The sequence below is a fragment of the Streptomyces sp. NPDC047022 genome (genome assembly GCF_040644155.1).
Classification (GTDB): Bacteria; Actinomycetota; Actinomycetes; order Streptomycetales; family Streptomycetaceae; genus Streptomyces.
In genome coordinates this window covers 56424-77724 of the sequence record NZ_JBEYVV010000016.1, presented here as the reverse complement: position 1 = coordinate 77724, position 21301 = coordinate 56424, and the positions used below count along the sequence as shown (strand labels likewise).

Here is a 21301-nt window from a genome sequence, read left to right as displayed (position 1 = left end):
TCACACTTCGATCTTGCCGAGGCGGCGGATGGCGAAGAAGCCGACCGTGTAGAGGCCGAGCGCGAGCAGCACCAGGCCCTGACCGAGCGGGGAACCGGTGACACGGGCGAGTGCGCCCTCGTGGGAGGAGTTGACCAGGACGAGGGAGCCGAGGCCCAGCAGCGGGACCGTGAACGCCGTGGCGTTCACCTCGGAGAGCATGGTGCGCACCTCGCGCCGGGTCTCCTTGCGGTCCTCCAGGGTCTTGGTCAGGTTGCGCAGTGAGCTGACCACCGAGCCGCCCGCCTTGTTGGCCAGGACGAGGGTGGTGACAAGGACGATCAGTTCGCGCGACGGGAGGCGTTCGGCCAGTTCGTCGAGGGCGTCGTCGACGGAGCGGCCGAGCGTGAGCTGGTCGGCGACCCGGGCCAGCTCCTCGCCCGCCGGGGCCTCCAGCTCCTCCGCCGCCATGGCGAGAGCGGTGCGCAGCGCGAGTCCGGCGGCCGTCGCGTTGGCGAGGAGGCGTGCCACGTCCGGTAGTTGGGCGATGAACGCCTCGATCCGCCTTTGCCGCTGCCAGTTGAGGAAGATGGCCGCGCCCCATACCCCGATCAACCCGGCGATCGGCCCGAAGAAGGGGGCGAGGGACGTCGCCGCGATCAGCCAGAGAGCGACGACGGCCGCGGTGACGTAGACGCAGAACTCCCCTGCCGTCAGGTCCAGTCCGGTCGCGGAGAGCCGCACGTGGACGGTTCGGCCGAGCCGGGTGCGGCGCAGTCTGCGGTCGATGCCCGTGAAGCGGCGCATCCGGCCGGTCGCCGTGTGCGGGGGGTCCGTGGGACCGCCGGAGAGCCGGTCGACGAGTGTCTGCCGCCGGGCGCGCCCGGACGCGTACAGGTGCACGCCCGCGACGGCGAGTGTGCCGGTCAGCATGGTGGCGCCGAGGGCGAGGAGTGCGGGGTCGTTCATGGCTCGCTCCTGACGGGGGCGGGGGCGCGGGCGGGTGTCATCCGATGGCCTGCCTCGTGTTCAGCGCGTCGGCGGCTTCCACTACGCCGAAGGCCGGGGGCAGCGCTTCGCCCGCGCCGTACAGTTTCTCGGCGACCGGCCGCGGAAGGGGAAGGTGCTCGAAGTGGCCTCGGACGATCCGGTCGGGGGCGAGCGGCCTCGGCACGAACCGGGACACGGTGGTGACGCGGAACTGTTCGCGTCCGTGCGACACGACGAGCGCGAGCTCCACGACCTTGCGGGATCCGTCGGTGTGCCGGGCGAGCTGGACGACCACGTCCACCGCGGAGTTGATCTGGTCCTTGAGCGCCTCGAAGGGGATCAGGACCTCGGACATCGAGCCCAGCGTCTGCAGACGCATCAGCGCGTCGTCGGCGGAGTTGGCGTGGACGGTGGCGAGTGAGCCGTCGTGGCCCGTCGACATCGCCTGGAGCATGTCGAGGGTCTCGCCGCCGCGGACCTCGCCGACGATGATCCGGTCGGGGCGCATCCGCAAACTGTTGCGGACCAGGTCGCGGATGGTGACACGGCCCTTGCCCTCGACGTTCGGCGGGCGGGACTCCAGGCGGATCACATGCTGCTGCTGGAGCTGGAGCTCGGCGGAGTCCTCGATGGTGATGATGCGCTCATGGGGCGGGATGAGCCCGGAGAGGGCGTTGAGCAGGGTGGTCTTCCCGGTGCCCGTGCCGCCGCTGACGATGACGTTGAAGCGGGCGCGGACGAACGCGGCGAGCAGCATCAGCATCTGCTCGTCCAGCGAGCCGAGGCCGATGAGTTCGGGCAGGGTGTAGGCGCGCGGGAAGCGGCGGATGGTGAGGGTGGGGCCCGTCAGGGCGAGCGGCGGGATGATGACGTTGACGCGTTCGCCGGTGGGCAGGCGGGCGTCGACCATGGGGTTCGACTCGTCGACGCGCCGGTTGACGGTCGAGACGATCCGCTCGATCGTCTGCATCAGCTGCTCGGTGGAGGCGAACCGCAGCGGGAGCTGTTCCACGCGGCCCGCGCGCTCCACGAAGATCGAGTCGGGTCCGTTGACCATGATCTCGGTGATCGAGGCGTCCGCGAGGAGCGGTTCAAGTACGCCGAGGCCCAGGGCCTCGTCCACGACCCTGCGGATCAGCTGGGAGCGTTCGGCGGAGGAGAGGACCGGCCCCTCCCGGCTGATGAGGTGCCCGAGGACACGCTCCAGGCGGACCCTGCGCTCGGCCGTCGCGAGACCGGACATCTCGGCGAGGTCGATCTCTTCGAGGAGCTTGGCGCGGTAGACCGCGACAAGGTGCCCGTCCTCTCGGGACACGGCACCGTCGTCGGGGGCGGCGATACGGGAGCGCAGGCTCATCTCCGTCGTCAACTCCTCTCTGTCGTGAAGGGGTTCGGCCTCAGTCGTCGTTGGGCATGGTCGCGTGGCGGCTCACGTCCCAGCCGCCGAACAGGGGGATCACGGCGGGGACATGGACGGTGACCGTGGCGGTGGTGGTGTCGGCGCCCTGCTCCACGTCCGGCCGGGGGTCCAGCCATCCGCTCACCGCGGCCCGGCCCGCCGCCGCGCCGTCGCCGCCGTGCTGCGAGGCCGCGCGTGCCGCCGCACGCGCCCCCGAGCCGGCCTGGCTGATGCCGTAGCCGACGAGGCCGAGCTGGATGGTGGCCATGCCGATGAGAAGGAGGATGGGGAGGAATCCAGCGAATTCGAGCATGGAGACACCGCGGTCGTTCCCACGGAGGGCCCGCGCTGCGCGGGACGCGGGTGGGGCCGTGCGGGGTCCGGCGTGTGGTGCCGTGCGGTCGCGGAAGGAGAGCCTCATCCGCCGTCCCCCTCCAGCGCCGCACCCGCGCTGCCGTCCACCCGCCAGCCCGGGTCGACGCCCGGGAAGAACAGGGGGACGTCCGCCTGTACGGTCGCCCTCATCACCGGGCCGTCCGGGGCGCACTCGATCCGCGCGCCCTGCCAGGCGCCCGGGAGATGCGCGGCGCCCGCCGCCCGGCACGCCCCGGCCGTGTCGCCGTGCACGGCGTACGCCGCGGTCGCCGCCCGTGCCGCCTCGTCCGCCGCGTTGCCCGCCAGCGAGTACGTGTAGCCGTACAGGACGCACTCCCACAGCAGCGCCACCACGACCAGGACGAGCGGGAACATGCCGGCGAACTCCAGGGTCACCGACCCCCGGTCTCCGCCCTTGCGCCACAGGCCGAGCGCACCCCGGTCGGACGCCGCCCTGCGCCGCCGCCCGCCGCCCCCGCCCTCCTGCGCCGCCACCAGTCCCAGCTCGCCCGCCAGCACCCATAGCGCCTGCTTCACCGTGGAGCGGGCATCGAGGTCCTGCAGGCGCCCCGCGTCGACCACCGACTGGAGTTCCCTGAAGGCGGCGGGGACCGCGGCGCGGGCGACGCGGGTGCCCGTGACGCGTTCGACCAGGGACGGCTGGATCTCCGTGCTCCGTGAGTGGCGGTTGACGACCGTCAGGGTCTCCTCCGCCTTGCGGATCTGGAGGCGGTCCCACAGGCGCACCATCCGTTTGGCGGCCCGGACCGCGACCACGTCCGGGGTGACCAGAAGCAGCGCGTGGTCGGCGACTTCGACGGCCGCCGCGGTGGCGGAGTTCATCTGGGAGCCGCAGTCCACGACGACCACGTCGTGCCGGGCGCGCAGCGCGCCGAGGACCTGGCGGGCGACCCGGTCGGTGACCTCCTCGCCGCGCTCCCCCTCGGCGGGGGCGAGGAGGAGTCCGATGCCGCTGTCGTGGGCGTAGAGCGCGTCCTGGAGGACCCTGGGGTTGATGTCGGCGATCCCGGCGAGGTCGGCTACCGAGCGCCGGAACTGGACGTCGAGGTAGGAGGCGACGTCCCCGGACTGGAGGTCGAGGTCGACCAGCGCGACCGTGCGGCCCGAGGCCCGTGCGGCGAGCGCGAGGTGCACGGCGGCGACGGTGGCCCCGACGCCGCCCTTGGCGCCCGTCACCGTGACCACGGTCCCGCCGGACGAGGAGGCGTACAGCTCGGGGGTGCCGCTGCTCAGGTGGCGCCGCATGCCGGCCGACCAGGAGGCGGCGGCCTGGACGCGTTCGGCGAGGGCGTCGTAGCCGAGGGGCAGCGTGATGATGCCCCGGGCGCCGGAGTCCATCGCGGCGGTCAGTACGCCGGTGCTCGTGTCGGCGGTGACGAGGACGATCCCTACCGCGGGGAAGCGCAGCACCAGGTCGCGGATCAGGTCGAGCGCGGGAACCGGCCCGATCCGCTCGTGCACGAGCACGACCTCGGGCAGTTCGTCGAGGGAGTCGCCCGCCAGGCGTGCGAGGGTGTCCAGCAGGGCCGTGGAGTCATGGACGGGCGGGGCGGGCTCGGCGTCGGGGAGCTGGCTCAGCAGGGTGGTGAGCGAGCGGGCCGTGTCGAGGTCGCCGACGGCGGGCAGGATTCGGATGGTCATCGGCCGGCCCTCTGGGGGACAGGCCAGCCGGGAGCCGGTACGGACCTCATGCGCGGCCTCCTAGTGGTCCTTGTCGAGGGTGTAGGTGCGGTCGCCGGGTGCGACGGCGGTCCCGGAGCCGCCCGCGACCAGGGCGAGCCGGACGTGCTCGGCGAACGACTCGGCGTACGCGACGCGTTGGGCATCGGCGGTGTCGAGCGCGAAGGTGATCGGGACGGCCTCGGTGGCGTCACGCCGCCGGTCGTCGCTGGACCGGCCGGGGTCCAGCGCGGTGAGCTTGCCGACGTCCAGGACACGGGCGTCGGTCACGATGAGCCTGGACTCGTCCTTGCTCTTGTCGTTGTCGGCCTTGAAGGTGGCGTAGATATTGACCCGTGAGCCGGGATCGATCTTGCCGGCGACGCCGGTCGACGCGTCGATCATGATGGCGATCTCCTGCTGTCCGGGCTGGAGATCGGGCCGGTCCACGATCATGTCGGTCTGGAGCAGCGATCCCGCCTTCAGACCGGTCACCGCGATCTTGCCGCGGATCTGCGCGAGGCTGGTGACGGCGGTGGTGGACAGCCAGCGTCTGGGCATGGAGATCTTCTGGAACTGATCGGCCGTGAGTTCCTTGTACGGAGCGATGTCGCTCCTGAGGCGGTACGCCGTGACCTCGGGGCCGACCTTGGAGTTCACGTCGCGGATCACCGACAGCACCCCGGCGAAGGCGCCGACGGCGGCGAGGGCCGAGAGGACCAGCAGGATGACGCCGCGGCGCTGGCGTGAGTTCATGACGCGGACAACCTCGATCGGAGCGGGGACGGGCGGCCGGGCAGTCGTGCGGTCGTGCAGTCGTGCGGTCGGTCGAGCGGTCGTACGGACCGCCGTACGGGATGCGGTCGGTCGTGCCGGGGAGGTGCGCGACGGGGTCAGGTGGCGCCCCGGGGAAGTGCGTGAACGACGGCGGGCGGCTGTGGCTGGTCGGGCGGCGCCGACAGGGGCGCGGCGCAGAACCCGCAGCGGTCGCCGATGAGTTCGAGTCCGCACCAGCGGCACATCTCACGCCGTACGGAAGAGACGAGTTGGTAGAGCACGGACACGTCGTGCAGGCCCGCCGCGAACTCGGCGAGTCGGCTGGTGCCCCACCAACGCGTCGACTGGGCGGGCAGGGGCACGGTGGCGACACCCTGGACGTGCCAGGCGGGAGCGAGGGTGGCGGTCACCCAGTCGGAGGGCGGCTGCCCGGCGGCGACGACCATCCGGGTGCCGAATTCGGGACCGGGTAACTCCTCCTGGCCCACCCGTGCGAGCTGCGGACGAGGATGGGCGAGTACGGCGAACTGGGCACCCGGGACCCATGACTTGGCGTGCGTAGCGAGCGGGACCGGGACGTGGTCGAGTCCGGCGACCGAGCCGAGCAGCGCCCCCGCGTAGATGTAGTGGGCGAGCAGCCGCGCGGACGACGCCAGGACTCCCGGGCTGACGTCGCAGACGGACAGCTGGCGTAACTGCTGTGCGAGCAGGGCGAGTCCGAGCGGTGGCAGATCGACGCCGAGCAGTGCGACACGGTCGCTCTCCAGGACGGAGCGTACGGTGCGCAGCCGCTGTACCGCCGGGTCGTCCCCGGTGGTGGAGTGCACGGCGATGACGTAGCCATGGTGCTCGATGAGCGCGTGCAGGGCGTTCAAGGACTGTTCGAGGGTGGGCCGTGGCTGCACGGCGGCGGGCGGCGTCTGCCGGTCGAGCGGGGGGAGCACCAGGTCGGAACTGGTGACTGCTATCGCGGTCGGCACGGTTGCACACCACCCCGTTCACTGCGGCGAGGTGGTCGACCACCGCCTCAGTTGGCCCCTGTGACATCCATTTGCATCGTCCTGCACCAGCACCATATCCACGGCATGCCCCGCTCAACACCGAATCGGGAAGATCGCCTCACGGAAGGTGGGGCATGATCCACACAGAGTAGGCGCATATGCCGCAACTCGCCCCGCCATGCGTGGCATTGGCGCCGCGAGAGGGCGGCCCGGAACCCTTGACAACCCCATTGGTCTGGACCAAATTCTTGGTCAGGCGGTGGCCACCGTTCCGCAATGCCCCCACTCCCCCACTCCCCCCACCCCTCTCACACCTCCCACTCCTCCCCCAACTCCCCACCTCACCCCCCATCGGAGGCTCAAGTGGACCGCGTACCAGGCATGCCCCGACCCAGACGGACTCTCGCGGCGGCCGCCGTCGCCGCGCTCGCCCTCTCCCCCCTGACCGCCGGACACGCGGTGGCCGCGGACGCGAACAACGCCAGGAACGGCGGCTTCGAGTCCGGCCTCGTCAACTGGACCTGCTCCGCCGGCAGCGGCACGACGGTGTCGTCCCCCGTGCACAGCGGCTCGGCCGCGCTGAAGGCGACCCCGGCGGGCCAGGACTACGCGCAGTGCGCGCAGACGGTCACGGTGAAGCCCGGCTCGACGTACACGCTGAGCGCCTGGGTGCAGGGCGGCTACACCTTCCTCGGGGCGACGGGCACGGGCACCACCGATGTATCCACCTGGACCCCGGACTCGACGGGCTGGAAGCAGCTGTCGACCACCTTCACCACCGGTGCCTCCACGACCTCGGTGACCGTCTATCTCCACGGCTGGTACGGACAGGCGGCCTACTACGCGGACGACGTGTCGGTGTACGGGCCGGACGGAGGAGGCGGGGGCGGCCCGTCCCCGACCGTGCCCGCGGCCCCCGCGGGCCTCGCGGTCGCGTCCACCACGTCCTCCTCGGTCTCCCTGTCCTGGAACGCGGTGCCGGAGGCGACCGGCTACACCGTGTACCAGGGCGGTGCGAGGGTCTCCTCCGGCACGGGGACATCCGCCACCGTGACGGGCCTTTCCCCCTCGACGTCGTACTCCTTCCAGGTGACGGCGACGAACGCGGCGGGCGAGTCGCCCAAGTCCCAGGCGGTGACGGCCACGACGGCCGCGTCCGGCGGGGGCGGAGCCCTGCCGGGGCACGCGGTGACGGGGTACTGGCAGAACTTCAACAACGGCGCGACGGTCCAGAAGATCTCCGGTGTCCCCTCGCAGTACGACATCATCGCGGTGGCCTTCGCGGACGCGACGGGCACGCCGGGCGCCGTGTCCTTCACCCTGGACTCCTCCGGCCTCGGCGGATACACCGTCGACCAGTTCAAGGCGGACATCAGGGCGAAGCAGGCGGCCGGCAAGAAGGTCGTCGTCTCGGTGGGCGGCCAGAACGGCACGGTGTCGGTCAACGACTCCGCCTCGGCGGCGAACTTCGCGAACTCGGTGTACTCCCTGATGCAGACCTACGGGTTCGACGGAGTGGACATCGACCTGGAGAACGGCCTCGACGCGACCCATATGTCACAGGCGCTGCGGCAGTTGTCGTCCAAGGCCGGAGCCTCGCTGGTCATCACCATGGCCCCGCAGACGATAGACATGCAGTCGGCATCGAACGGGTACTTCCAGACGGCACTGAACATCAAGGACATCCTGACCGTCGTCAACACCCAGTACTACAACAGCGGTTCCATGCTCGGCTGCGACGGCAAGGTCTACAGCCAGGGCTCGGTCGACTTCCTGACGGCCCTCGCCTGTATCCAGCTCCAGGGCGGGCTCGCCCCCTCCCAGGTGGGTCTCGGCATCCCCGCCTCGACGAGCGCGGCGGGCAGCGGCTATGTCTCCCCCACCGTGGTGGACAACGCCCTGGACTGCCTGACTCGGGGCACCGGCTGCGGCTCCTTCAAACCGTCGAAGACCTATCCGGGCCTGCGGGGCGCCATGACCTGGTCGACCAACTGGGACGCGGCGTCCGGCAACGCGTGGTCGAACACGGTGGGACCGCACGTGCACGCACTGCCGTAGACGGTGCGGGGATGACACAGAGGTGAGGTGCGGTGGCGTCGTGCGAGCGAGCATGGCGGCACCGCACCCGCGTCACCGCGAGCCGGTGAACCCTTCCGGCCGCAGCGCTAGGACCTCTCGTTTCGATCAGACCGGGCTCGCGGGCCAGCCCTGGCAGCCGCCGTGACGGCGACGCTGCTCGTGGTGGACACCTGGTTCGACACCACGACCGCGCACGCGGGGTCCGATCGGGCCGCACGCCGGTCTGCCGTGCGTCAGCCCGTCGGGCGGTAATGGCCCAGCACCGACGCCAGTTGCCCGAACCACTCCGACAGTCTCTCGCGGGGCTTCGCGGTCACCCCGCACTGGTACATCCTGCCGTCCACATGAACCACCGAGACGATGAGCGCCTTGTCCCCCGGGCCGGGCCCGTAGTGGACGCCGCGTATCACCTGCCACGGGAAGTCCGCCGTCATACCGCCCATTTCGAAGGAGACGCCCGCCGCGTCCACCACCACCGAGTTGTGACGGTCCGCAGCGAGGAAGTCGGGTCCCGGGGGTGCCGAAGGCGGTGACGGGACCTGAGGGGGCGGAGGATACGGTGCGTACGCCGGTGGCGGCGGACCGAAGCCCGCGGGGGCCGCCGGTGGCGGCTGATGGCCGTACCCGGGATGTCCGTACCCGGGGTGACCGTGTACGGGCGGGCCGTGCCCCGGCTGGTGCATCGTCGTCGTCCCCTCGTGTCCGCCGCCTCGTACCGCGATCAAGTATCCAGGCTCCCGGACACGGTTGAAACATTCCGGTGGGGCCGGCGCATCAAGGGGGTGAGGGCGGTACATGACGGGACAGGGCAACGGGGGAATCGATGAGACCAGGGCGCAGTGACGCATACCAGGAGTTCGCCGCCGCGCGCGCCCGGCATCTGTACCGGTCCGCCTGTCTGCTCACCGGCGGGGACACACACCTCGCCGAGGACCTCGTCCAGGAGACCCTGGGCAAGGTGTACGTCCGCTGGGTGCGGATCTCCCGTGCCGACAACCCGGCCGCGTACGCCCAGACCGTCCTCACCCGTACCTACCTCGCCCACCAGCGGCGGCACAGCAGCCGCAAGGAGCGCTCCACCGACTCCCTTCCCGACATCGCCGGGCCGGGCACGTCCGATGACGCCCATCTGCGGCTCACCCTCGTCGAGGCTCTCGGGCGGCTGCCCGCCAAGGACCGGGCCGTGGTCGTCCTGCGGTACTGGGAGGACCGCAGCGTCGAGCAGACGGCAGCGGCGATGAACACCAGCTCCGCCGCCGTGCGCACCCGCTGCGTCCGCGCCCTGGCCCGGCTGCGCGTTCTGCTCGGCGACACCCTGGGCGAGTACGCCAGACCCTGACCCGCCCTCGGCCCCCACCACCAGCCATGCCACACCGTAGAAACGGCGGTTTTGCCATGCCCGTTGAAGACAACGGCTCGAACGACTCCTTCGAGGCCCGGTTCACCGAGGCCCTGCGCCACGCCGGGGGCGGCTTCGAACCTCCTCGGCGCGACCTGGTCTCACACGGCGAAGCGCGCGGCCGACGTCGCGTGCTGCGGCGCCAGTTCGCCGTACTCGGCGGGGTGACCGGGATCGCGCTCGTCGGACTGGGCGGGGCGATGGTGCTTCCCGGCGGCCAGGCGGGCGGCAAGCAGTCCGTGACCACCGGCACATCGTCCCCGCCCGTGCCGCCTGCCCCCGCGCGGCGGGTGAGCGGCGACGCGCTCGTACACACCCTCGAAAAGCTGCTGCCCGAAGGGCGGTTCACCCACACGGAGGGACGCGGTACGGACGGCCGGCTGCCGCCCTTCGCCAAGGTCGTGTACGACGACGGCAAGGGTGACGCGGCCATCGCCGTCGGCCTCTCCCGCATCCAGCCCGGCGGTCTGGAGGCCCGTCAGACCACCGAGTGCCCGGACAAGGTGTTCATCGCCTTCGACACCTGCCGTACGACCATGCTGCACGACGGCTCCAAGCTCATGATCCTCAAGGGCTACGAGTACCCGAACAGCCGCTCCGGAACCAAGCTGTGGACGGCTGAACTCGTCTCGCGCACGGGGCAGCACGTGAGCGTGCAGGAGTGGAACGCCGGAGCCGAGAAGGACGCTCCCGTCACCCGGGAGGTGCCTCCGCTCACCGCCGGACAGCTGACGGAGCTCGCCACCGCGCACGAGTGGCGCGGCGCCCTGGACGCCGTCCCCGTGCCGTCCTTCGCGCCCGACCCGGCCCCGGCGCGCGGCGTCCCCGGCGGTTCGGTGTCGTCGACGCTCGTCTCACTGCTGCCCAAGGGCGTCAGGGTCGTCTCGAAGAGCAGTGCGGACGCCGGGTTCGGGTACGCGGTCCTCGACGACGGCAAGGGCCAGAGCCTGGTGCAGGTCAATGTCCAGGGCGACCAGTCGGATGTCGAGAACGAGCTCTTCGGCGCGGGCACGAAGACCCTGCCGGACGGGATGAAGGTCGTCACCCACCAGCGGCCCGGTGAGAAGGGCGGAAAGGGTGTCGTGTGGTGGACGGTCGACACCATCCGCCCCGACGGCTACCGCGTGGTGATCAGTGCCTTCAACTCCGGCGCGCAGAACACCCCGGCGACCCGCAAGGCCCCCGCGCTCACGATGGAGCAACTGGAGGCCGTCGTCACGAACGCGAAGTGGTACTCGCGAGGCTGACCGCGGTCAGCCGTCGACCTGCCCGGGGGCGGCGAGCTCCTTCTCCTCCTTCTCGCCGTCCTCGAAGTAGGCGTCCAGGACCTCGTCCAGCCGGGCCTCCCACTCCGGGAAGCGCGAACGGGAGTCGGCGTCGATCTCGATGGGGTACCACCGGCGGTCGGGCGTGTGCACGGTCACCGTGAACCGCTTCCCGAAACGCGCGGTCTCCGTCTCCACGGCACCGATCTCGTCCCAGCGGAACTCGCACTCCTGATCGTCAAGGCAGAGCCGGACTCCACTGCGGTCCGCGACGATCCGGGCGCGGCGGTCGGAGGCCTCGAAGGCGGGGCCGCCCCCGGAGCCGTTCACGGCCGACTCCTTCTCAGGCTCCTTCTCCGGCTCCTTCTCAGGCTCCTTCTCCGGCCCTTGCTCCGGCTCCTCGCCCGGCTGCTCTCCGGCTTCCGCCGCCTCGGCGGGAACCGCGTCGGAGACCGGTTCCTTCACCGTGACCCGCTCGTCGTCGGGCCCGGTGCCCTCCGGCCCGTCGCCGGACACGGGTGAGATGAGCCCGGGGATGAAGGCCGGGTCGACCCCGGCGCCGTCCAGAGGCTGGCTGCTCGAACCAATGCGCTGCTCCACAGCGGGCAGTATGGTCGAAGATCCCGCGCCAGACACACCCGCCCCCGCCATCGTTACCAATATTCCCTTCTTCTTCCCCGGACGATCCGACCCGGCCGGCCCTTCCCGGCCACCGGTCATCGCACAAGGCGCGACGCACCAGCCAGGAGGACTCATGGACGCCGCCACCGCCGCGGAACGCCTCGCCGCTGTCATGGCGGAACGCGCCGACCACCGCTTCAAGGGGCTTCCGCCGGACGCCGGGGGACTGACGCTCGCCGAGCTGGCCGCCCAGCGCCGCAACCTCTTCACGGGCGGCTTCACCACCCCCCTGCTCGCCCTCTCCGCCGAGCGCCTCCAGCACAACCTCGGCCTGATGGAGACGTACGCGGCCCGCCACGGTCTCGCCTTCGCCCCGCACGGCAAGACCTCCATGGCGCCCCAGCTCTTCCATCGCCAGATCGAGCACGGCGCATGGGGCATCACCCTCGCGGTTCCCCACCAGGTGCGTGTGGCACGGCAGTTCGGCATCCAGCGGGTGTTCCTGGCGAACGAGCTGGTCGAAGCCGCGGCCCTGCGCTGGGTCGCCGCCGAACTGGCCGCCGACCCCGGTTTCCGCTTTGTCTGCTACGTCGACTCCGTGCGCGGCGTGGAGCTGATGGACGCCGCCCTGCGGGGTGCCGCCGCCCGCCCGATGGAGGTCGTCGTGGAGCTGGGCGCGGGCGAGGGCGCCCGTACCGGTGTGCGCACGGAGGCGGACGCCACCGCGGTCGCGGACGCGGTGGCGGGCACGGACACGCTGCGCCTGGTGGGTGTGGCGGGGTACGAGGCCCAGGTGCCGCAGGCTTCGCCGGAGCGGGTGGGTGCGTGGCTGCGCCGGATGATCGGCATCGCCGTGGAGTTCGACAAGGCGGGGCGGTTCTCGGGGGCCGACGAGATCGTCGTGAGCGCGGGCGGCAGCGAGTGGTTCGACGCGGTCGCCGACGCCTTCGCCGACATCCCCGGACTCTCGCTGCCCGTTGTGAAGTTGCTGCGTTCCGGCGCGTACGTCTCACACGACGACGTCCACTACAGCAGGCTGACCCCGTTCAACCGGGTGCCCGAGGAGGGCGCCCTGGAGCCCGCGTTCCGGCTCTGGGCCCAGGTGATCTCCCGGCCGTCGCCGGACCAGGCGTTCGTCAACGCGGGCAAGCGGGACGCCGCCTACGACCTCGATCTCCCCGTGGCCCGGACGGTGCGCCGGGACGGCGCCGAGCGTCCGGCGGCCGGGATCGAGGTGACGGCCCTGTCCGATCAGCATCTGTGGCTGCGCACCGGCCCCGAGGCGGACGTCGAGGTGGGCGACTGGATCGGCTTCGGCCTGTCCCACCCCTGCACGTCCTTCGACAAGTGGCAGCTGATCCCGGTGGCCGAGGCGGACGGCACGGTGGTCGACTACGTCCGTACGTTCTTCTAGCCGGACCGTCCGGGGCAGGCGCCGGGCCCTCTCAGGCCTTCGCCGCGGCCTTGCCGGGCGCGGCGCCCGCCCCCGGCAGTACCGCGCCGAGGATCTCCTGGACCCGGTCCGCGATGTCGGCGCGGTCGTTGAGGATCCAGGAGATGTGCTGGGCGCCGAAGAACGCGGAGACGAGGACGCGCGCGGTGGCCTCCGGGCACCGGATCTCCTGCTTGGCCTGGCGGAGCCACCTCGTGACGGACTCGGTGTAGCCCACATAGGGCGTCGGCATCTCGGCACCGATCAGGGAACGTTCGATCTGCAGCCGGGCGCCCGCCTGGATCATCGTGTCGTCGCGGAAGACGACAGCCGTCCGCACCAGCAGTTCCGCCACGGCCTCCAGCGGCGGCAGTCCTGCCTCCTCCACCTCCCGCCCGATGACCCCGAGCACGTGGTAGAACTCCTCGGCGACCGCCTGGGCGAGCGCCTCCTTGTTGGCGAAGTGGAAATACACCGCCCCTTTGGTCACCCCGGCCAGCTGGGCCACGTCCTGCACCGTGACCGCGGGGAAGCCCTTCGCGGCGAAGGCCTCCGCCGCCGCGTCGAGGACCTGGCCGCGGGTGCGCACGGCGCGTTCCTGCTTCAGCCCCGTGTCACGGTCACGGGGGGCGGTGCCCCGGTCGGGCCGGGACCTGGGGGCTCTGCGTTCCTCGGCCATGGCGTCCATCCCTACTTCAGCATCCTTGATCATCGCTTGAAATATACCTTCGGGAATGTATTGTAAATCGCGGCCCGGCGGTCACAACCCGTCGCGCCGATGTTGCTGTCTGCGTGAATACATTCACTGGGGGTCCAGACCATGCATCAGCCTGTCGCCACTTCCCAAGGCGCGGCCACCTCTCGCGTCGACACCTTCCGTCCACGGCACCTCGCACCGGCCCTCGCGGCATCCGCGCGGCCCGGACATCCGCAGCTCAGCTATCTGAGCGCCGTCCCGCGGCACATGGTGCACCGCGCCGCCATCGCCGAGGTCTTCCTCACCGATGCCGTGCGCATCAGTGAGCACGGCTTCCTGGTCGCCGCGCAGTGGCCGCGCGACCACGCCCTCTACTCTCCGGGCAGCGACGGCACCAGCGACCCGCTGCTGTTCATGGAGACGATCCGGCAGTCCCTGGTCTACCTCGCGCACGCCTACTACGACGTGCCGCTCAACCACCGCTTCATCGGCCTGGACTCCGAGTTCGAGATCACCGACCCGGGCGCCCTGCGCATAGGTGGCGAGCCCGTCCCCGTGGTCCTGGAAGCGCGGTGGGTATGGACCGGCAACCGTCCGCCGCATCGTTACGGCATGCGTCTGGAGGTCGTCCTCACGGTGGGCGGCCAGGCCTGCGGCCGTGGGGCCCTGCACGTCGTCGCCGTGGACGACAAGCGGTACGCGATGCTGCGCGGCAGGGGGGCCAAGCCGCGCGGCGTCGCCACGACCGGTTCGGCGCCGCGCCCGCTCCAGCGGGCGAACCCGGCGGCGGTGGGCCGACTGCGCGCCAAGGACTGCGTGCTGGTGCGCGAACGCGCCGACTCGCCTTGGCAGTTGCTCATCGACGTCGAGCACCCGATCTACTTCGACCACCCCAGCGATCACGTGCCGCTGATGGTCACCCTGGAAGGCTTCCGCCAACTCGGCCATCTGCTGCTGCACCCCGGGGACACCGCGCCGGGGGCCGTGCACTCCCTGCTCGGCATGGAGGTCGACTGCCTGGCCTTCGGTGAACTGGACGCGCCCATAGACCTGGTGGTGGGCGAGCGCGACGTCAACGCCGGCACGATCCGCCTCACGCTGCACGCCATGCAGGGAACCACCCGGCTGGCCACCTGCCGGGCCCGGTGGGGGGCCGCCGGTCCGGCCGCGGCGAGCACCGCTCACCGGGTTCCCGTCTCCTCGGTCGCCTGAGCCCCGTCCTCGGAGGCGTCCCACAGGTCGCTCACCCGCTCGGCCAGACCTCGCCGCTCCAGATCGGGCGCCGTGTAGTAGGCGCCCACCAGGATCACGGTGGCGAGATCGGCCAGGGCCGGGCTCGGTACGGCGCTCTCCAGCACGCCCCCGGCCTCCGCGCTGTCCACCACCTCGGCGGCCAGCGCGCGCAGGTCCGCCAGAAGCCTGGGGGGTTCGGGCGCCGCCGGGGCCTCGTCCAGCACCAGCCGCAGCGCCGCGTTGAACCGCAGGTCCGACTCGACGCGTTCGGCCAGCGCACGGCACAGTGCGCGCAGCCGCTCGCGCGCCGGGAGGTCCGTGGCCGGGTGGCGCGCGAGGATCTCGGCCATCACCGTGTCGAGGTGCTCCGTCAGCGCCCGGGCCAGGTGCTCCTTGGAGGCGAAGTGGCCGTACAGCGCGCCCTTGGTCAATCCGGTGCGGGCCGCCACGTGCTGGAGGTTGGCGCGCGGGTAGCCGTGCCGGACGAATTCGGCGGCGGCGGCGTCGAGGACAAGTTCATGCGTGCGGAGCGAGCGCGCCTGCTTCGCCATCGTGCGTCCCTTCGGATCGGTGAGGGGGCGGCCAGGGTGAATCAAATAATACCTTCTTGAACGCACTTTTTTGGTGCGGGATCCCGAACAGGATGTGCACAGAATGTCCTCAACCAGCGCTCTGGACACGGTCGCCGACAACGCCCGGTCCGCCGACCGGGACGGCAGACTGACCGGGGAGGTCGTGGCCGCACTGGCCTCCACCGGGCTGGCCCGGCATTTCGTGCCGCGCCGATGGGGTGGCACCGAGGGGAGGTTCGAGACCCTGCTCGCCGAGGTGGCGGACATGGGACGCGCGTGCACATCGGCCGCGTGGGTCGCCATGCTCTGGGCCGCGCACGGGCGTTATGCGGCGCTGTTGCCCGAGGAGGGGCAGCGCGAGTTGTGGGGCGCCTCCCCCGACGTGCGGATCGTCGCCGCGCTCATGCCGCCCGCCGGGTCGGCCCGGCCGGTCGCGGGCGGCTGGCTGGTGTCGGGCTCCTGGGCCTGCGTCAGCGGAATTGACAGCGCCCAGTGGGTGCTGGTGGCCGCGCCGGAACCGGCGGAGGAAGGCGGGCGGGTGCGCGTGTTCGCCGTACCGGCGCGCTCCGTGGACGTCAGCGACACCTGGGACGCCACCGGGCTGCGCGGCACCGGCAGTCACACCGCCGTGGTGCGGGACGCCTTCGTCCCGCACCAACGCTCCTTCCCCCAGGCCACGTTGATGCGCGGCGGCGAGGCGCCGGGCCTGGCCCGCTGCCACACCGCCCCCGCACTCCTGGCCGGCGGCCTGATGTTCTGCGCCCCGGCGCTGGGCGCCGCCCGTCAGGCCCTGGCCGTGTGGTCGCGCTGGGCCGCGGCGACGGCGCCAGGCAGCGGGCGCCCCAACCATGACAGCGCGGCGGTGCGCGAGACCCTCGCGGTGACCTCGGCGCACATCGACGCGGCCGGCCTGCTGCTGGAGCGTGCGGCCCGCCGCGCCGACACCGAGCCGGTCACCTCGGCCCTCATCACCGGCAACCAGCGGGACGCGGCCGTGGCGGCCGGGCTGCTCGCCGACGCGGTGGACCGCCTCTTCCGCACCGGCGGCGCCCATGTCCGCGACGGCGGCGGCGACCTCAACCGGCTGTGGCGGGATGTGCACACCACCGCCTCGCACGGTGTGCTGCGCCTGGAGCCGGTGGCCGCCGCCTACGCCTCGACCGCGCTCGGCGCTCACGCGGCGGCCCGCAGAAGTACCGCTTCCCGCTCCAGGTAGAAGCCGATCTTCCAGTCGAGGTAGCGCAGCGTGGCGCCGAACTCCCGGGACCGGTCGCGCAGCGTTTCCCGGTGCGCCTCGAGGAGCCCGCGGCGGGCGGCGAGGGTCGAGTCGCCCGCCCGGTACAGCTCGACGTAGCGGCCCATGCGGTCCTGCGGCATCCCTGTACTGCGCAGGTGCTCGAGGAATTCGAGCCAGCGCAGGTGCACCGGGCCGTAGGCGCGGCCACCGTACGGGTCCTCCTGCACACCCTCGATCAGGCCCTGGTCCTCGTACCAGCGCAGTGTCTCCTCGTCGAGGCCGCTGATGCGGACCACCTCCGCCAGAGAGTAGGTGGCGGCGTGGGCGGTGGGGCGGTTGTCGTGGCTCGTGGCCTGCGGGGCCTGGATCACGGGCATGGTGTTCCTCCGGGTCGGTGGCACCACGATGCGGGGGCGCGGTGCGCGGTCAGGGCGGGGCGGTGCCAGGTGGGTGCGGCCCGGGAGGGCGCGGGCTCCCGCGCGGGAGGCGTCCGCCGGGCCAGCTCCATCAGTACGGCGGTGGCCGCGGCCATTTCCTCCGGGCTCGGAGCGCCGCGCAGCACGCGCAGGACGCACACCTCGGCCTCGTCGCTCATACCGGCCGGTTCCCGTGCTCGCGGGACGGCAGGTCGCGGTGCTCGGCGGGCGAGCGTATGAGCGCGGGGGTGTGCGCCTCGCCGAGGGCGCAGCCGAACGCCCCCGGATCCAGTGGGAGTTCGATGCGCTCGCGGGCGGTGAACTCCCCGCGCGCGTGCTGCCGGGCGGTCGCGCCGGGGGCGGGGCCCTCTTGCGCGAGTTCCCTTAACAGCCGGAGTCCGGCGAGCCGGGAGCGGGTGGTTTCGGTGGGGCGGTGCGGTGCGGTGCGGTCCTCCATGACGGGCATGCGTCCATCATGGAGCATTTACATTCCTTCGTGAAGGTATTTTATCTTCACTTTGCCTGAGCGCATGCGAAGACCCCGGTCCCGGGAACGATCCCGGGCCGGGGTCTTCGTACGGTGGCCGAGCGGTCGGCGAGGGGAGCCCGGGAACCGGAATTCCCGCGGAGAGTTCAGGCCTTGCCGCCGGACCGCTTCGGGCGGGACAGCAGGACTGCCGTGGCCACGGCCGTCGTCAGCAGCATCGCGACGCCGATCACGAAGCTGGTGTCGAAGCCCTGCTGGAAGTGCGAGGTGTCCGCGATCAGCGCGCCGAAGGCCGCCACCGCGAGGCAACTGCCGACCTGGCGGAATGTGTTGAGCACCGCGGCCGCCGTGCCGGCCCGCTCGCCGTCGATGCTCTCCAGGATCGCCGCCGTCAGCGACGGCACCGCGAACCCGCCGCCCAGGCCGATCGGGACCAGCAGCAGCACCGGGATCAGGTACGAGGTGTGGGAAGTGACCGTGAGCATCAGCAGCGAACCCGCGGTCATGACGAGCTGCCCGATGGTCATCGGCACCCAGGCGCCCTTGCGCGCCCCCAGTTTGACGCCCGCCATATTGACGATGGAGATCAGCGCGCACATCGGGATGAACATCGCGCCCGTGCTGACCGGAGAGGCACCGCGCACCTGCTGGAAGTACATGCCGAGCACGAAGATGGCCCCGTAGAAGACCGCGTTGATGGTGAAGCCCGCCGCCAGGCAGACCAGTACCGTGCGGGACCTGAAGATGCTCAGCGGCACCATGGGGTGCTCGCGCCGCGACTGCGTCACCACGAAGACCACCGTGGCCACCGCCGACAGCGCCAGCGTGCCCAGCACACCCGCGCTCCACCAGCCCTCGCGTCCGCCCTCGATCACGGCGTAGGTCAGACTTGCCAGGGAGACCACGACCGACAGCTGACCGACCAGGTCGACCGGGGCCGTACGGCGGGGCGAGGGAGAGATCCGGGTCAGCAGGGCGAGGCCGATCGCGCCCACCGGGAGGTTCAGGTAGAACACCGCCCGCCAGCTCAGCCCGCTGGTGAGCATTCCGCCGACCACCGGGCCGACCGCGACCGCGACGGAACCGGCGGCCGTCCAGATCGCGATGGCCCGCGCCCGCTTGCCCGGGTCGGAGTAGGTCTGCCGGATCAGCGCGAGCGAGGCGGGCACCATCAGCGCGGCGGCACCGCCCTGCACCATGCGGGCGCCGATCAGCGTGCCCAGGTTGGGCGCGACACCGCAGGCCAGGGAGGCCACCGTGAAGGCGGCGAGCCCCCAGGCGTAGGCCCGGCTGGCGCCGATCCGGTCCGAGAACGTACCGGCCGACAGCATGAAGGCCGCGAACATCAGGGTGTAGCCGTCCACGATCCACTGCAGGTCGGCCATCGATCCGCGCAGGCTGTGGGAGATGGCCGGCAGGGCGACGTTGACGACCGAACCGTCGAGTGAGATCACGAAGAAGGCGAGCAGGGCTGCCGCGAGGACAGTGGTGGAGGAGCTGCGCCGCGCGGCGGGCGTCTCACCGGCCGGTGCGACCGGGCGCCGGCCGGTCTGCGCGGACCGGGTCAGGATGGCCATGGGAATTCTCCTTGGAAGCGGCCGAGTTGGTGGGGGGAAGGACGGCTCGGGCAGCGCGTCAGGCATCGGCCGGCGCGGCACGCCGGCGGCTGAGTTCGGCGAACTCGGGGTTCGTGCCGAGGACTCCGCCCTCGCCCCAGCGGTTCTGCGGAATCTCCTGGATGTAGACGGTGATCTTGTCGAGGGGCGCGCCGATGACGCGGTGGACCGTGGCGGTCAGCTCCTCGATCAGCTCCTGGCACTTCTCGTCGGTCTGGTTCGGCCAGGTGGTCATGGAGAGGACGGGCATGACGAAGCTCCTTCGGGCATGCGGGCGTAGAGGTGAGGACCTGCGGGGGTGCGGGGGTGCGGGCACGAGGACGCCGGATGGCGTGCGCCCCGTGGAGTCGACGGGCGGAACGGGGCCTACAAGCCGGCCGAGGCTCCGCCGTCGAGGGTGATCGCGGCGCCCGCGACATGGAGGGCAGCGGGTGAGAGCAGGAACGCGGCGAGCCGGGCGACATCGGCCGGGTCCGCGATGGTGCCGAGCGGGGTCTGGGCGGCGACCTGGGCGGTGACTTCGTCGGCGGTCGCCCCGGTGCGGTCGCCGATCGCCTGGGCGATCTCGTCCCACAGCGGGGTGCGGACGGCGCCGGGGTCGAGGACGTTGACCCGGATGCCGCGGCGGCCGAGGTCCTTCGAGACGGCTTTCGCGAAGGCCGCGAGGGCGGCGTTGACCGCGCTGTTCACCGGGAAGAGCGGGTCGGGGTCCTTGCGGAAGACACCGCTGACCAGCACGACCGAGCCACCGCCGGCCTCGGTCATGGGGCCGGTCAGCGCCCGGGTGAGCCGGACCGCGCCCATGAGCTTGCCGTCGAAGGTGGTCTGCCACATGTCGTCGGTCGTCTCGTCGAGCGGGGCCAGCGGGCCGTCCCCGGCCGCGTGCACCAGTCCGTCGACGCGGCCGTGCCCGGCGACCACGGCCGCGACGGTGGCGTCGACCGAGGCGGTGGAGTTGATGTCCGTCTCGTAGGCGACCAGCCGGCCGACGCCGCCGGTGCGGCCGTCGATCCCGGCCCGTGTCCGCTCCAGCCGGGCGGCGTCACGGCCGAGCAGGACGACGGTGGCGCCGGACCGGGCCAGCTCCTCGGCCACGGCCGAGCCCATGCCGCCGGTGGCGCCGCTGACGACGATGACAGGGGCGGGAGCCGTGCTGTCCACGGTGTCCTCACTTTCACGTCGGCCTCAACAGGCATGGTTGTGCCACAAGTTGAGGGAATGTCAGAAAGATGGCCAGAGAAGGCCGGTGGTCCGTGCGGAGCGCGTCCGGCCTGGTGATGAAGAAGGTAGCGGGGTTCTCGAGCAGACGCAACCATCTAGTTGGTTTTGGCTTTCGGCCGACAGAAAGGGAGCCCGGGACTTCCCGAACTCCCTTACCGGTCAGGCGATGCGACGACCCCTCAGACAGCCCCCTCCAGCACGTTGTCGATGATCGAGTGCCCGTGCGCGACGACGCTGGCCCGCAGCAGCGCCCAGCCCGACTCCGTCTCACCGCTCGGCCCCAGCATCAGCCGGCGCTGCTGCGGCACGATGAACGGCCAGGACGCGATGCCGATCAGGGCGATGAGGACGCGGGCCGCCACGGCGGGGTCGTCGACGCCGAGCGCGAGACTGAGCGCGGCAGTCTTGCGGACGTAGTAGGCCTCGCGCTCCTTCTCGTCCAGGATCGGCCGATCCCGGTAGTGCAGCCCTTCCCAGGCCAGCAGCCGCACCAGGTCGGACTGGCGGTGATAGTCGAAGACCTCGCCCACATAGGAGCGCAACCCCTCCTCGGTGGTGGGGATGGGGACCGCCTCGGACATATGGGCGTACACCTTGTGCATCACGGCCGCGAACAAGGCTTCCTTGTTGCCGAAGTACGCATAGATCCGCTGCTTGTTGACGCCGGAGCGCTCGGCGATGCGGTCCACGCGGGCACCCGCGAGGCCATGCTCGGAGAATTCCGCCTCGGCGGCCTCCAGGAGCTTGGCGCGGGTCTGCTGTCCCTTGGGTGTCTCAGCCATGGGGCGAGCCTAGTCCACAGCAAAACCAACTGGATAGTTCAGA

Annotated in this window: 23 protein-coding genes; 6 read left to right on the top strand and 17 right to left on the bottom strand. The window is 71.5% G+C overall.

Annotation, left to right across the window (positions count from 1 at the left end; all coding sequences use genetic code 11):
• The 6 genes from ABZ845_RS18665 to ABZ845_RS18640 all read right to left on the bottom strand — a co-directional run bounded on the left by ABZ845_RS18665 (position 1) and on the right by ABZ845_RS18640 (position 6180).
• Positions 1 to 948 carry a type II secretion system F family protein gene (locus tag ABZ845_RS18665; protein ID WP_360980548.1) on the bottom strand — a complete coding sequence of 316 codons (948 nt, stop codon included), beginning with the start codon at positions 946 to 948 and terminating at the stop codon, positions 1 to 3.
• A gap of 37 nt (positions 949 to 985) precedes the next feature.
• Entirely contained in the window at positions 986 to 2326 is a 1341-nt protein-coding gene (locus ABZ845_RS18660; protein ID WP_360980545.1) for a CpaF family protein, read from the bottom strand.
• A gap of 40 nt (positions 2327 to 2366) precedes the next feature.
• On the bottom strand, positions 2367 to 2681 hold the full coding sequence (locus ABZ845_RS18655; RefSeq protein WP_360980542.1) for a TadE/TadG family type IV pilus assembly protein: 315 nt from the start codon (positions 2679 to 2681) through the stop codon (positions 2367 to 2369).
• 104 nt (positions 2682 to 2785) lie between these two features.
• Positions 2786 to 4405: an AAA family ATPase gene (locus tag ABZ845_RS18650; RefSeq protein WP_360980539.1), complete on the bottom strand. Its 1620-nt coding sequence runs from the start codon at positions 4403 to 4405 to the stop codon at positions 2786 to 2788.
• 60 nt (positions 4406 to 4465) lie between these two features.
• On the bottom strand, positions 4466 to 5179 hold the full coding sequence (gene cpaB / locus ABZ845_RS18645) for a Flp pilus assembly protein CpaB (protein ID WP_360980536.1): 714 nt from the start codon (positions 5177 to 5179) through the stop codon (positions 4466 to 4468).
• A 137-nt stretch (positions 5180 to 5316) separates the two neighbouring features.
• On the bottom strand, positions 5317 to 6180 hold the full coding sequence (locus ABZ845_RS18640; RefSeq protein WP_360980533.1) for a hypothetical protein: 864 nt from the start codon (positions 6178 to 6180) through the stop codon (positions 5317 to 5319).
• Positions 6181 to 6582: 402 nt separating this feature from the next.
• Here ABZ845_RS18640 and ABZ845_RS18635 point away from each other — a divergent pair, with 402 nt between their 5' ends.
• Positions 6583 to 8259 carry a glycoside hydrolase family 18 protein gene (locus tag ABZ845_RS18635; RefSeq protein WP_360980530.1) on the top strand — a complete coding sequence of 559 codons (1677 nt, stop codon included), beginning with the start codon at positions 6583 to 6585 and terminating at the stop codon, positions 8257 to 8259.
• Between the two features lie 254 nt (positions 8260 to 8513).
• On the opposite strand, the gene ABZ845_RS18630 is transcribed toward ABZ845_RS18635, so the two are convergent.
• Positions 8514 to 9005, bottom strand: a complete 492-nt coding sequence (locus ABZ845_RS18630; protein WP_360980527.1) for a hypothetical protein — start codon at positions 9003 to 9005, stop codon at positions 8514 to 8516.
• 98 nt (positions 9006 to 9103) lie between these two features.
• Here ABZ845_RS18630 and ABZ845_RS18625 point away from each other — a divergent pair, with 98 nt between their 5' ends.
• Positions 9104 to 9619 (top strand): SigE family RNA polymerase sigma factor, encoded by a 516-nt coding sequence (locus ABZ845_RS18625; RefSeq protein ID WP_360980524.1) that lies wholly within the window; start codon positions 9104 to 9106, stop codon positions 9617 to 9619.
• Between the two features lie 56 nt (positions 9620 to 9675).
• Positions 9676 to 10926 carry a hypothetical protein gene (locus tag ABZ845_RS18620; protein ID WP_360980521.1) on the top strand — a complete coding sequence of 417 codons (1251 nt, stop codon included), beginning with the start codon at positions 9676 to 9678 and terminating at the stop codon, positions 10924 to 10926.
• 6 nt (positions 10927 to 10932) lie between these two features.
• On the opposite strand, the gene ABZ845_RS18615 is transcribed toward ABZ845_RS18620, so the two are convergent.
• Positions 10933 to 11544, bottom strand: a complete 612-nt coding sequence (locus ABZ845_RS18615; RefSeq protein WP_360980518.1) for a hypothetical protein — start codon at positions 11542 to 11544, stop codon at positions 10933 to 10935.
• Positions 11545 to 11698: 154 nt separating this feature from the next.
• Between ABZ845_RS18615 and ABZ845_RS18610 the strand changes: the two genes are divergently transcribed.
• Positions 11699 to 12979 (top strand): amino acid deaminase, encoded by a 1281-nt coding sequence (locus tag ABZ845_RS18610; protein ID WP_360980515.1) that lies wholly within the window; start codon positions 11699 to 11701, stop codon positions 12977 to 12979.
• Between the two features lie 31 nt (positions 12980 to 13010).
• On the opposite strand, the gene ABZ845_RS18605 is transcribed toward ABZ845_RS18610, so the two are convergent.
• Positions 13011 to 13709: a ScbR family autoregulator-binding transcription factor gene (locus ABZ845_RS18605; RefSeq protein ID WP_360980512.1), complete on the bottom strand. Its 699-nt coding sequence runs from the start codon at positions 13707 to 13709 to the stop codon at positions 13011 to 13013.
• A 108-nt stretch (positions 13710 to 13817) separates the two neighbouring features.
• Between ABZ845_RS18605 and ABZ845_RS18600 the strand changes: the two genes are divergently transcribed.
• Complete coding sequence (locus tag ABZ845_RS18600) at positions 13818 to 14906, top strand: ScbA/BarX family gamma-butyrolactone biosynthesis protein (RefSeq protein ID WP_360980509.1); 1089 nt, start codon at positions 13818 to 13820, stop codon at positions 14904 to 14906.
• Here ABZ845_RS18600 and ABZ845_RS18595 read toward each other — a convergent pair.
• Positions 14876 to 15478 (bottom strand): TetR/AcrR family transcriptional regulator, encoded by a 603-nt coding sequence (locus tag ABZ845_RS18595; RefSeq protein WP_360980506.1) that lies wholly within the window; start codon positions 15476 to 15478, stop codon positions 14876 to 14878. The two genes, ABZ845_RS18600 and ABZ845_RS18595, sit on opposite strands and share 31 nt — an antisense overlap.
• A 103-nt stretch (positions 15479 to 15581) precedes the next feature.
• On the opposite strand from ABZ845_RS18595, the gene ABZ845_RS18590 reads away from it, so the two are divergent.
• Positions 15582 to 16715 carry an acyl-CoA dehydrogenase family protein gene (locus ABZ845_RS18590; protein ID WP_360980503.1) on the top strand — a complete coding sequence of 378 codons (1134 nt, stop codon included), beginning with the start codon at positions 15582 to 15584 and terminating at the stop codon, positions 16713 to 16715.
• Here ABZ845_RS18590 and ABZ845_RS18585 read toward each other — a convergent pair.
• From ABZ845_RS18585 to ABZ845_RS18555, 7 genes are all read right to left on the bottom strand, one after another.
• Positions 16673 to 17113, bottom strand: coding sequence for a MerR family transcriptional regulator (locus ABZ845_RS18585; protein ID WP_360980500.1), 441 nt, complete (start codon positions 17111 to 17113; stop codon positions 16673 to 16675). The genes ABZ845_RS18590 and ABZ845_RS18585 overlap by 43 nt on opposite strands.
• Positions 17104 to 17331, bottom strand: coding sequence for an acyl-CoA carboxylase subunit epsilon (locus ABZ845_RS18580; RefSeq protein ID WP_360980497.1), 228 nt, complete (start codon positions 17329 to 17331; stop codon positions 17104 to 17106). The genes ABZ845_RS18585 and ABZ845_RS18580 overlap by 10 nt, the downstream gene beginning before the upstream one ends.
• Positions 17328 to 17618: a hypothetical protein gene (locus ABZ845_RS18575; protein WP_360980494.1), complete on the bottom strand. Its 291-nt coding sequence runs from the start codon at positions 17616 to 17618 to the stop codon at positions 17328 to 17330. The genes ABZ845_RS18580 and ABZ845_RS18575 overlap by 4 nt, the downstream gene beginning before the upstream one ends.
• A gap of 167 nt (positions 17619 to 17785) precedes the next feature.
• Complete coding sequence (locus tag ABZ845_RS18570; protein WP_360980489.1) at positions 17786 to 19216, bottom strand: MFS transporter; 1431 nt, start codon at positions 19214 to 19216, stop codon at positions 17786 to 17788.
• Between the two features lie 58 nt (positions 19217 to 19274).
• Positions 19275 to 19505, bottom strand: coding sequence for a tautomerase family protein (locus ABZ845_RS18565; RefSeq protein ID WP_360980486.1), 231 nt, complete (start codon positions 19503 to 19505; stop codon positions 19275 to 19277).
• A gap of 116 nt (positions 19506 to 19621) precedes the next feature.
• Complete coding sequence (locus ABZ845_RS18560; protein ID WP_360980483.1) at positions 19622 to 20416, bottom strand: SDR family oxidoreductase; 795 nt, start codon at positions 20414 to 20416, stop codon at positions 19622 to 19624.
• A 239-nt stretch (positions 20417 to 20655) separates the two neighbouring features.
• Positions 20656 to 21258, bottom strand: coding sequence for a TetR/AcrR family transcriptional regulator (locus ABZ845_RS18555; protein WP_360980480.1), 603 nt, complete (start codon positions 21256 to 21258; stop codon positions 20656 to 20658).
• Between the last annotated feature and the right edge of the window lie 43 nt (positions 21259 to 21301).